This is a genomic window from Arachidicoccus terrestris (genome assembly GCF_020042345.1).
In the GTDB taxonomy this organism is placed as follows: domain Bacteria; phylum Bacteroidota; class Bacteroidia; order Chitinophagales; family Chitinophagaceae; genus Arachidicoccus; species Arachidicoccus terrestris.
The window spans coordinates 2,382,683-2,394,880 of record NZ_CP083387.1; the positions used below are offsets into that span (position 1 = coordinate 2,382,683).

Genomic DNA, 12,198 nt, shown 5'->3' on the forward strand with positions numbered 1-12,198 from the left:
CAGTGCTTGAAGCACGCAGGCGCTATTTTCGGATTTCTGCTTCTAATTGTTTCTCGAACCCTGTTATGAGTTTGATCATCATATGATCAATTTCTTTATCTGTCAGCGTTTTTTGCTCATCCAGGAAGGCAAAGTTAATAGCCAGAGACTTCTTCCCTTTACCAAGTTTATCATTTTCAAAGACGTCAAATAAACGGGTCTCTTTAAGTAAAGGTAAGTTGGTTTTTTTAATAACCTCCAGAATCTGATCATAATGAACGCTATTATCCAATACCAAGGCCAAGTCTCTATAGACAGTCGGGAACTTAGAAACTTCTTTATAAGTAATCTTTTTATTTTCCTTTAATGAAATTAATGTGCCAAAATCCAGGTCCACAAAAAATACCGGGACCTTGATTCCAAACCGCTCTCTTTTAGCGGTACTGATGGTTTGGATTTCTATGACTTTCTTTTTGTCGGCCGCGACTTCAATGAAGCCGGATTCTGGCAGTATGGTGAATTTAATCTGGGTAAATCCGCATAACTGCAATAATGCATAAGCCAGGCCCTTTGCCTGATAAATAGTATAGGCCGTCCCTTTTTCAGACCAGAGATCCTCATGATCTTTACCGGTAATGTAGATGGCCAGGTGTTCTTTTTCCTGATACTGCCCTACGCCCGTGGTACTATAGGTTTTGCCAAACTCAAAAAACTGAAGATTATCATTTTTACGATTAATATTATATGAGAGAGACTCCAGACCGGTCTCAATCATAGACGGTCGCATGACATCCAGATCTGCACTAAGATTATTGATCATTTTGACCACCGACTGCAAGGTCTGTTCATTATAATACTTACTGTCTGTAATGGAATTGGTCATGATCTCATTAAAACCTCTTCCCACCAGAAACCCCGCTAACTTTTCTTTGAGATCTTCTTTAAGGCCATTGGCATCTATTGCCGGAGTAATTGTAATAGAGCTGGGAATATCAATATTATCCAGACCATCAATTCTCAGGATCTCCTCTACGATATCGGCCGGCAAGCTGATATCGGGCTTACTGTAAGGAACGGCCACCCAGACTTCATCCATGCCTTCCTTGATTTTTTCAAATCCGAGGGCTTCCAGAACATTAATAATGGTGTCTTGATGATAGTTTTTGCCACTTAATTTTTTAAGGTAATGGTATTTTAAAGCTACCTGCGTTTTTTCCTTCGGTGTAGGATACACATCTTTGATCTCTGAACTGATCTGGCCTCCGGCAATTTCCCTGATCATCATCGCAGCCCGTTTCAGGACGTATACTGTATTTGAAATATCTACGCCTTTTTCAAAACGGGAAGCGGCGTCAGTACGCAGTCCGTGGCGAACCGACGTTTTTCTGATCGAAGTAGGATTGAATACAGCGCTTTCCAGGAAAATCTCTGTAGTTGTTTCTTTTACGCCGCTTTTTTTACCGCCGAATACGCCGGCAATACACATAGGCGCCTCACTGTTGCAGATCATCAGGTCTTCATCAGACAAAGTACGGATCTTGCCATCCAGTGTTTCAAATGAATAGCCCTTATCCAGTGTTTTGACCTGGATCTGATTGCCGGTAACGGCCGCCAGGTCAAATGCGTGCAACGGCTGCCCGGTTTCATGCAAAATGAAGTTGGTAATATCAACGATGTTATTAATAGGCCTTTGACCGATGGCTTTCAGCTTTTGCTGCAACCACTCTGGTGATGGACCGACTTTGACACCAGACAGAACAATACCTGCGTACCGGGGACACAATTCAGGGTTGTCTATTTGAATATCAATATTGTGACTGTAACTGTCCGGTTTAAAACCATTCACAGAAGGTGTCTTTATCTTAAAGGTTCCGCTGTTGTGGCGGGTCAGGTAAGCGGTAACATCGCGGGCAACCCCCATATGACTCTGGGCGTCCATGCGGTTAGGTGTCAGGCCGATCTCATATATGTGATCGGTATAAACCGGAAAAATATCTGTTGCCGGAATGCCTATTTTGGTATCGGCAGGGAGCACCAGGATCCCATCATGGCTTTCTCCTAAACCGAGTTCGTCCTCTGCACAGAGCATGCCCATACTTTCCTCATCCCTGATCTTCGCCTTTTTTATGGTCAGCGCCTCTCCTTCTTTATTATATAAGGTGGTCCCGATGGTGGCGACCAATACTTTTTGGCCTGCCGCAACATTGGGTGCTCCGCAGACGATATTCAGCGGCGTTTCCTGTCCTATATTTACCGTAGTAAGCTTTAGCTTATCGGCCCCCGGATGCGGAACGCAGGTTAGCACCTCTCCTACTACGATTCCCTCAAGGCCGCCTTTGATGCTCTGGTAATCTTCCAGGCTTTCTACTTCCAGTCCGATGGAGGTTAAAATTCTGGAGAGTTTTTCAGGATCTAATTTTTCCGGTAAATATTCACTTAACCAATTATATGAAATCGTCATGGATCTAATAGCTTTAATTCGTGCGGCATGCCGCTGAAATAGTTTGCAAATATAAGTGTAATTCGTGAATGCCACCAGAAGTTCCTATAACCGGTCCTTCAGAATAAGTTGGTTTCTGAGGGCTTGAAATCGGACTTATTGTACCGCGCGTCCGACGTTTCACTGAAAAATTTCATAATTTCACAGCTCAAGACAATGTTCTACGATTAATCAAACAAAATAATAGGATGCAAAGATCATTATTAACCGCAATCAGCGGGTGCCTGTTGACGATGGGCAGCCTGTCACTCGCTGCTCAAGAGCTGTATGTTCCCAGAAACATAAAAAAAGCGATTGAAAAAGGGACGAGAACGCTTAACGGGCAGCCCGGTAAAAACTACTGGCAAAATAAAGGGGCCTATGATATTCAGGTTAAGGTAACGCCTGAAACGCGTCTGGTAACGGGTCAGGAAAAGATCAAATATACCAACAACAGCCCGGATACACTTAAAATGATTGCCATTCGATTTGTCAACAATTTACATAAGCCTACCTCTCCAAGGTCTCATGTAACAAGCCCCGACTTTCTGGATACCGGACTGGATATTACCCACTTGGTAATTGATAATCAAGTATATAACGTTGACGCTAAGGGCTGGGGTACTGTGGCGGGGATTCGGCTGAAGTCACCCGTTTTGCCACATCAGACAATAGATCTGGATATTAACTGGAACTACCCCCTGTCAAAACAAAGCGGCAGGGAAGGCCAGATTGATAGTACCACCTTTTATGTAGCCTATAGCTATCCCAGGGTTTCTGTCTATGATGATTATAACGGCTGGGACATGCTGGACCACTCTGACCGCCAGGAATTCTATAATGATTTTAATGATTATACATTAGCGGTAAGTGTCCCTAAAAACTATATCGTCTATGCGACGGGAGATTTATTGAATCCCGATGAAGTGCTTCAACCAGAGATCGCGATGCGGTTGAAAAAGTCCTATACGTCAGATGAAGTGATGCATATTGCTAATTTTCAGGAAGTTAAAAGCGGAAAGGTCACGAAGCAAAATGATTGGAACACCTGGAAATTTAAAGCGGATCATATTACAGATATGTGTTTCGGTACGAGTAAAAATTATGTATGGGATGCAGCAAGTGTTGTAGTTGATCCTAAAACAGGTAGGCGCGCCAGCGTGCAGGCCGCCTTTAATGATACCGCGACAGACTTTCACCATAATGTAGCCTGGGCCCAGCACTCACTTCATTATTTTTCTACCGAGTGGCCCGGCGTTCCCTATCCGTTTTCCAAAATGACTTCCTTCCAGGGATACGCCGATATGGAGTACCCCATGATGGTCAATGATGGAACAACGCCCGATCTGAAATTCTCTCAAATGGTACAGGACCATGAAATTGCGCATACCTATTTTCCGTTTTATATGGGGATTAACGAAACCCGCTACGCCTATATGGACGAAGGCTGGGCGACGACGTTTGAGTATTTAATTGGTCAGAAAGAATTTGGCAAAGCGCATGCTGATTCAGTATATAAGATGTTCAGGGTCGCCAGGTATATCAGGAACCCGGCAGCAGAAGAAGATCAGCCGATTATTTCTATGTCCAGTCAGGTAAGTGGTGCGGGATATGGACATAATTCTTATGGGAAGGCCTCTTTAAGTTATCTGGCACTCAAGGATTTACTAGGAGATCAGCTCTTCAAAAAAGCCTTACATTATTACATGGACACATGGAACGGCAAACATCCCATTCCCTGGGATTATTTTGGTGCGATGAACGCTGGTTCCGGCCGGAACTTGAACTGGTTTTTCCAGAACTGGTTTTTTACTAATAACTATATCGATATCCGGTTATCTAAAGTTGAGAAAGGGAATGGAACATATACTCTGACCATTGATAATCCCGGTGGATTTGCAATTCCATTTGATGTGGTTGTTACGTATACAGATGGTACAACCAGTACAAAACATCAGACGCCGATTACCTGGAAGGAAAATCAACTGGAACAGGTTTTAAAGATTACTACCAAAAAGGCCATCGCGAAAATCACATTAGACGGTAATCTCTTTATGGATTATACGCCGGCGGATAATGTTTGGACGGCTAAGTAGTTCAGGGGTTCCGGAGGATACCTACGGTAGGCAGAAAGAAAGCTGTCTTAAATTAAACAGACAATGCATTTCGCTATACAGAAATAGTAAAGCCATGCATTGTCTGTTTTTATTTGATTAAACTTATTTTTGGACCTATGCGAAGAAACTGGATCATTTTTGTAATGGCTTGTGTGGTATGCTATTTTGGCTGTAAAGCGGGCAAAAGGAAGGGGCCTAATATCCGGAAAGTCAAACTGGATATCAAGGTAGACCATTTTGAAAAGGATTTCTTTGCACTGGATACCAATACTCATTACATGAGTGAGGGGTTAAAAAGGCTTAAAACCCAATATGGTTATTTCTATGAAGGCTTTCTATATAATATCGCCGCATTTTCCATGGATGATGCTGTTCTGCCTGATGAGATGAACAAATTCATTGTTGAAAACCGTTATTTGTATGATAGTATAGACGATTATATCCCGCATTTAGACCGGCAGCTTAAGAAAATTGAAAATGCGCTAAAAAGGGCGAAGATCTATTTTCCTCACTTATCACTACCCGGTCGTATAATTACTTATATAGGGCCGGTTGACGGGTATGGATGTTTTGCCAGTAAAGCTGGTCTCGCCATTGGATTACAACAATTTTTAGGTCCGGGGTTTACCGGGTATCAATCTGATTATTTGTTGAGTTTATTTGGACAGCAGCGATTGCATCAATTTACACCCGATTATATTGCTCCTTCTGTCATAGGTAGTTGGATCGCGAAAATATTTCCGGATAAAGCTGAACAATATACCTTAAAAGACAAAATGATTGAAGAAGGCAGAAAATTATATGTTTTAAAAGCCTTACTGCCAGATCTGCCGGACTCTTTAATCTTTGGCTATTCGGGGAAACAAATGACGTGGTGTGCAAACAACACTTATTTAATAAAGAAGTATTTTGAACATGAAAAACTGCTACAAATCCAAAATCCTGAAATTATTGTTGAATATATGAGCGATAATCAAAGGCCCGACGACCTGCCAATGGAATATCCTAATAATATCGGGAAATACTTAGGGTTCCTGTATGTGAAAGAGTATATGAAAGACCATCCTAAAATTAATCTGCCACAATTGATGGGAGAAAAGGTGTGGGCTCTAAAATTTTAACGAAAGAAGAAAAAATATTTCATAGTTTAGCCTTTTTTGCAACAACTATTCAAATAAAAATAATCATAATGTTGTTTGTAGTCTACTTAATTTGTAGACTATTTAAAAGCATACTTTGTTGTTTATTAGCGTTTTATATACATGAAATTAAAAAACATATAAAATTTATATCATCTACCGTTAAAGTCTTTTAAAAAAAATCTTGCCAAAACGTTAATTGTGTTGAATGGTTTAATAACTTTACGCCGTTGTTACCCTTACAATGAGACCATAATAATTAACTAAAATCCAAATTGTAACTAACGACTCCAATCAGATTTATTAATCAATTTAAAAGTACATGAGACAAAAACTTTTATTAATTTTCTGTTTCGGGCTGTTCGTATTCGCGAACAAAGTATTTGCGCAAAATAAGGCAAATGTTGAAGGCACCGTACGGAACGAAAGAGGGGAAGCCATTCCATCGGCTTCGATCAAACTACAAGGAACCAATCAAGGAACCCTAACAAATGATGATGGGCATTTCACCATTAAAGCCGAAATCGGTCAAACATTGATCGTTTCTTCCATTGGCTATGATGACCTTTCTATTGTTATTGACAAAAGAGATTTGGACATTGAACTAAAATCGTCTAACAACAATCTAACAGATGTAGTCGTTACCGCAGGGGGTATTACAAGAAAGAAGATCGAATTAGGTGCGGCACAAACAATTGTTGCGGGCGAACAAATCACTCAGGCTAAAAGTGTAAATATTGCCGGAGGGCTGCAAGACAAGGTAGCAGGTTTACAGATCCAGGGAACAACAGGAGGCGTTAACCCGAACTATCGTATTATTTTAAGGGGTAACAGATCGCTTACCGGAAATAATGAAGCGTTGATCGTGTTGGATAATGTTATTGTGCCCAATGAGGTATTAGGTAATTTGAATCCGGAAGACGTTGCGTCAATTAACGTATTGCAAGGTGCTGGCGCGGCTGCGATCTATGGTTCTAAGGCGTCCAATGGAGCGATAATCGTAACCACTAAAAAAGGACGTGCTGGGAGTACTGCAGTAAAACTTTCTCAGACGGCAACCATTGAAAGTGTTGCTTATTTTCCGAAAATGCAGACAAAGTATGGTCAGGGAGGTAGTGCCTATGGCTATGATGCAAATGGGTTTCCTACTTTTTCCAGCATTGAGAATCAAAGCTATGGCCCTCCATTTGACGGGTCTACTGTACCTTTAGGAGATCCTCTGGAAGACGGCTCTCAAGAAACGATGACATATTCCGGAAATGATACAAGAAGAGATTTCTGGGATAAGGGCATGACCAATCAGACTGATTTCTCACTGACGAGTGGCGATGATGTTTCTACATTCTACATGTCAGGTCAATATGCTACTGTAAAAGGAACGACTCCTAAAGATAAATTCAATCGTGCCTCCCTTCGCATAAATGGAACGCGTAAGCTATTTGATGATAAAGTGAAAGCAACTTATTCACTGGGATTCACACAGAATAACTATGATATCACGACCAGAACAGCGGACATATATAACAACATGTTGAACATGCCGTCAGATATCAATATTACAAGATACAAGAATTGGCAGACAGACCCATTCGCAAATCCTAATGGCTACTATAATCCATGGTATCTGAACCCGTATTGGGAATTGGACAATTATCGCCAACACTCCCGTAACTCATATTTGGTCGGGAATGTGCAGGTGACTTACAACCCATTCTCCTGGTTAGAATTAACGGCTAGGCAGGGGATTACACACAGGAATTATTCCGATAAGACCTGGAATGGCTCATTTACCTATACTCAATATGCAAAAGACGTAAGTGGTAACTCAAAGTCCGACATCGCTGCGGCTGTATCTGATGGAGAGTTCTATAGCACGAACTTACTGAGTGACCTGTTTTTTCAAGCCCATTTCAAAGCAAATGATTTTAGCTTTAATTTCCTAGGAGGTGGGCAATGGAATCAGGATGAATATAAAGGCGTTAATGTTTCAGCGTCACCACTGGTTGTGCCAGAATTATATAACGTTGGAAACCTTGTCGGTATCCCCGGCGCAAGTGAAAGTAATTATAAAGCCCGTACCATGGGCTTCTATGGAGATTTCCGTATTGGGTACAGAAACTACCTTTTCTTACATATGACCGGAAGAAATGACTGGACCTCTATTTTACCCGTAAATACAAGAAACTTCTTCTACCCTTCTGCGGATATATCTTTTATAGCAACTTCGGCGATAGATTTCTTAAAAGAAAGTCCGGTTATTCACTTCCTGAAGATTCGTGGAGGTATCTCAAAAGTGGGTGAAGTTAACTTGCCGGGCACTTACGGTGCTTATCAGTTGCAGAGAACCTACTCTCAACAGGCAGGCTTTCCATATGGAAGTTTACCCGGATTTGGGCTGGATAACAGAATCGTTTCAGACGATCTGAAACCGGAAATGACCAACCAATATGAGTTTGGTTTTGATATGAACTTGTTTGAACGAGATTTAGTAACAGCAGCTTTTACATACTATCACTCTACCACATCTGACCAAACGGTTAGCACAGGGATTTCTTCTGCTTCCGGTGGAAGCTCCTACCTGACTAATGTTGGTGAAACAATGAGCCAGGGTATCGAAACCGAATTGAAAGTAACTCCGATCAGAAATGACGATTGGGATGTAACTTTTGGTGTTAACTATACCTATCTGGATAACAAAGTCGTAAGTATCAATGGAGACTTGATCAACCAGATTGCGTTATCGTCCTATGGAGATGGATCGGGGTCCTATGCTAAAGCAGGATATGCATTTCCTGTGATCATGGGTCTGGATTATTACAGGGATCCAGAAGGTCATGTCATTGTAGACAGAGAATCTGGATTGCCAACAAAAGATCCAAATCTTAAAGTGTTGGGGAATGCTGTAGCGAAAAACAGATTGGGATTGGACTTTAATGTTAGCTATAAGGGAATAACCCTTGCGGGATTATTTGAATACAGAGGCGGATATGATATGTATTTCGGAGGCGGTAATACTTATGACTGGGCAGGTACCGGTATTCAAACAACAATTTTTAACAGAGGAAGATTTGTATTCCCGAATTCTGTTTATGAAGATCCAGATAATCCGGGAACATATATTAAAAACACGAACATAACCATTACAGACGGAAATGGTAACTCCGGGTATTGGACAGACGATTTAAACAGAGCAGTTTCTTCAAACTATGTTTCATCCGGTGCATTTTGGAAATTGCGTGAATTGAGCCTTTCTTATGATTTGCCAAGAAGCTTATTAAAGAAAACTAAGGCAATTAAGAAGTTGACTATAAGTTTACAAGGGCGCAACCTCTTTATTTGGTTGCCTAAAACCAACTTATATACAGACCCTGAATATAGTGAAGTGGCAAGTACAAGTAACGGTGTAGGTATTACCGGAATCAGCTCTGCACCTCCTTCAAGATATTATGGTGGAACAATTTCAATCACATTCTAAGAAAGGAAACAAATACTAAGATATGAAAAGAATACTATATATAACAATATTGAGCTGTGCGTTGATGTTCGGTATGACGTCCTGCCAGAAGTATCTCAATATTAATGACAATCCAAATTCAGCGACCAACTCAACTCCTGAGCTAATGTTATCACAGGCATTGACGTCTACAGGAGCTGTGGTAAACACCTACAATACCATGGGTGCGCAGCTGGTGGGGTACATGGCTAATGCTGGCGGGTATGGTGGTTTTGGGCCAGCCGTCACCTACAGTTTCGGAAATGGAAATTTTCAGGGGTGTTGGAATGATGCCTATAATAATTTGACGGATTACCAATGGATTATTACTCATACCAATGGCGATTTAAGTTATGCCTATTATAATGGAGCCGCTAAGATTATGAAGGCGTTGGTTTTCCAGTTATTAGTAGATACCTATAATAACGTACCCTATACTGATGCCTTTAAAGAGAAAGAGAATTTAACGCCCAAATATGACGATGCAAAGGTGGTATATGACAGCATCTATGCGCTGTTAGACGGGGCCATCGCTTCTATTAATGAGGGTCAGCACGACTTAGAAACCAATGGTTCCAGTAATGTGCAGGAATTTGGGGACAATGATGTTCTTTTTGGTGGTGATATGGACGATTGGAAAAAGCTGGCAAATACGCTTAAATTGAGGATTGCATTACGCTCAAAAGGAACCCTGACCTTTAATAATAATTATGATGCTGTCGGATTTTTAGATAAGGATGCTATGGTAAATCCGGGGTATCAGCAAGCTGACGGTAAGCAAAATCCATTGTACAACAGTTGGGGTTATACCTATACAGGATCCACCGCAAATAGGGCATGGATGACTTGCACGTTTGTTTCTGCATTCTATGATGGAAATAAATTAGATGACTACAGAGGGTATGCTATCTTTAATAATTTCGGAGGCTCATCCTATGGAATAAATCAGTTAGGCTATGAGAGCAATAGTGTGCCTTCTGCACCATCAGCAGGCAGTTGGATTACGCCTTATCAAGACAAGAATAATAATATCGGCGTATTAAAAGGCCCGGGCGCCAGTATGCCAATCCTGACGCTCGCTGAAGCTGATTTTATGCAGGCTGAAGCGGCGCTTGTTGGTGGTCTCGGAGTGAGCGGCGACGTTAAGACATATTTTGACGCTGGCGTATTAGATTCCTATAAGTATATTTATAGGTTAAGTGATGGAAACTATGATTTGACCAATTGGAATCCTGAAACGGACTATCAGGCCTACTTAGATATGAATCCAGACAGTTATCTTGTTCATATTGATCTTGCTGAGAACAATGCTCAAAAACTGGAAGCAATTATTACACAAAAGTATATTGCTCTTAATATGGTCAACTCTGATCAATCTTGGAATGATTTTAGAAGAACCGGATATCCGAAAATTGTAAATGGCTCTTCAAACGGTGTTTTAACTTTTGCCTCTTTACAATCGACCAGTTCCCGGACGGATAAACTGCCTTCAAGAATTCTTTATCCCACCAGTGAACTCTCATACAATAATGAGAATGTACCAAAGGATATCAATCAATTTACGTCAAGGATATTTTGGGATCCAGAATAATGACGAACTTTTAATTTCAATATAAATCTAATATATGAAAAAAATAACGATATTCAGTGTATTTGTTCTTCTTTTATCTTTGGGACTAACCTCATGTTTAAAAGATGAATCTTTAACACTCGACACCAACAAATCAAACAATGTTACTGAATTTGCCAACACGGGTACTCCGGCGGCTCTCCCGTCAGGTGGGGCTGCTGTAAGGTTTGCGATTGACCTGGGTTCATTAAAGTCCGGAGATACTGCTTCATTTAATGTGAATGTGGATTATGCCGGACATGACATGGCACCTCAGGACATCAAGGTAACAATCGATATCGACGAGTCTTTATTAGCAACGTATAATGAGGCTCATGCGGCAGATGAAGCGAATTATGAAATGCCGGTATCCGGATTGATACAATCAACATTTCCATTGACCCTTACAATACCCAAAGGAAAACAATATGCCCAATCGGTGATTAAAGTAAAGCTGCCGGCCAATTATGACTTTAATGCCAGCTATGCACTTCCCCTCAAGATTTCCAGTACTTCTGTCGGCGAGGTTAGTGGCAATTTTGGCGAAGCGTTATATTCTTTGAATGTACGTAATATTTTCGATGGCAGATTCACGGTGACGGGTACTTTTGTTGACCTTACAAATGCATCTTTCCATGATGTATATCCTAAAACCATCGATCTGGTGACCACAGGGGCATTTACAAATGCTTATTGGGATAAGGATTTGAATGGAGGAACATTCGGCTACAGATTTGATGCCGATGGTTCAGGATCATATTTTGGTAATTTTGACCCGGTATTCAAGTTCGATAACGAGGGTACTGTTGTCAGCGTTTCAAATTACTATGGAGATGCTAATTCAAATTCCAGTCATCGTGATGCCCAACTGGACCCAGATGGCGTGAATAAACTTACCTTCGATGAGAACGGCGTTCCTAAAGAGTTGAACGTAAGCTACTTTATGTTACAATCAGGCGCAATTCGTTTAAAAATAACGGAGAAGTTCGTTTATCAGGAGCCCAGACCATAGAGTTGCTGAATACGACCTTCTTGAAAAAGGACCCGGCCCGAGGCTGGGTCCTTTTTGTTAGCGGGAAGGGATATGTCTGAGGTTTGAAGATTTTCAAAATGTATATTAGGGACGAAGATGTGTCAGCATGAAGTACGCGTCAGTTTCGGTCGCAAGAGCCCCGGCGTTAGTGTATTGCCACAGGCTTTCGACTGCAAGGATTCTCCTCATGCCTATTTAATAGACGCATTATTATATGCGATCACCTTTGGTCGTCATGCCCAGTCTTTCGCCTGAAGCTCCTAATGAATTCTTAAACTTTTTATAAAGACTGTTAAGTTTCCATTATCTTAAACTACTTTTGCAGCGTCGGATTCTCTGTAGCAATCTT

General features: G+C 41.2%; 7 protein-coding genes. 6 read left to right on the forward strand and 1 reads right to left on the reverse strand.

Annotated features, from left to right (window positions below; translation table 11 throughout):
• Positions 1–22: 22 nt before the first annotated feature.
• Positions 23–2,440 (reverse strand): phenylalanine--tRNA ligase subunit beta, encoded by a 2,418-nt coding sequence (gene pheT / locus K9M52_RS09385; RefSeq protein WP_224071797.1) that lies wholly within the window; start codon positions 2,438–2,440, stop codon positions 23–25.
• Positions 2,441–2,667: 227 nt separating this feature from the next.
• Here pheT and K9M52_RS09390 point away from each other — a divergent pair, with 227 nt between their 5' ends.
• The 6 genes from K9M52_RS09390 to K9M52_RS09415 all read left to right on the forward strand — a co-directional run bounded on the left by K9M52_RS09390 (position 2,668) and on the right by K9M52_RS09415 (position 12,104).
• Complete coding sequence (locus K9M52_RS09390; protein WP_224071798.1) at positions 2,668–4,554, forward strand: M1 family metallopeptidase; 1,887 nt, start codon at positions 2,668–2,670, stop codon at positions 4,552–4,554.
• 137 nt (positions 4,555–4,691) lie between these two features.
• Positions 4,692–5,696: a gliding motility protein GldB-related protein gene (locus tag K9M52_RS09395; RefSeq protein WP_224071799.1), complete on the forward strand. Its 1,005-nt coding sequence runs from the start codon at positions 4,692–4,694 to the stop codon at positions 5,694–5,696.
• A gap of 340 nt (positions 5,697–6,036) precedes the next feature.
• Entirely contained in the window at positions 6,037–9,189 is a 3,153-nt protein-coding gene (locus tag K9M52_RS09400) for a SusC/RagA family TonB-linked outer membrane protein (protein ID WP_224071800.1), read from the forward strand.
• Positions 9,190–9,211: 22 nt separating this feature from the next.
• A complete protein-coding gene (locus tag K9M52_RS09405; protein ID WP_224071801.1) occupies positions 9,212–10,798 on the forward strand; it encodes a SusD/RagB family nutrient-binding outer membrane lipoprotein in 1,587 nt (528 codons plus the stop codon).
• A 34-nt stretch (positions 10,799–10,832) separates the two neighbouring features.
• On the forward strand, positions 10,833–11,828 hold the full coding sequence (locus tag K9M52_RS09410) for a DUF1735 domain-containing protein (RefSeq protein ID WP_224071802.1): 996 nt from the start codon (positions 10,833–10,835) through the stop codon (positions 11,826–11,828).
• A 117-nt stretch (positions 11,829–11,945) separates the two neighbouring features.
• Entirely contained in the window at positions 11,946–12,104 is a 159-nt protein-coding gene (locus K9M52_RS09415) for a hypothetical protein (protein ID WP_224071803.1), read from the forward strand.
• Positions 12,105–12,198: the final 94 nt, after the last annotated feature.

Coding starts and splice junctions, on each gene's coding strand:
- pheT (WP_224071797.1), bottom strand. CDS start 2,440: ATGACGATTTCATATAATTGGTTAAGTGAATATTTACCGGAAAAATTA.
- K9M52_RS09390 (WP_224071798.1), top strand. CDS start 2,668: ATGCAAAGATCATTATTAACCGCAATCAGCGGGTGCCTGTTGACGATG.
- K9M52_RS09395 (WP_224071799.1), top strand. CDS start 4,692: ATGCGAAGAAACTGGATCATTTTTGTAATGGCTTGTGTGGTATGCTAT.
- K9M52_RS09400 (WP_224071800.1), top strand. CDS start 6,037: ATGAGACAAAAACTTTTATTAATTTTCTGTTTCGGGCTGTTCGTATTC.
- K9M52_RS09405 (WP_224071801.1), top strand. CDS start 9,212: ATGAAAAGAATACTATATATAACAATATTGAGCTGTGCGTTGATGTTC.
- K9M52_RS09410 (WP_224071802.1), top strand. CDS start 10,833: ATGAAAAAAATAACGATATTCAGTGTATTTGTTCTTCTTTTATCTTTG.
- K9M52_RS09415 (WP_224071803.1), top strand. CDS start 11,946: ATGTGTCAGCATGAAGTACGCGTCAGTTTCGGTCGCAAGAGCCCCGGC.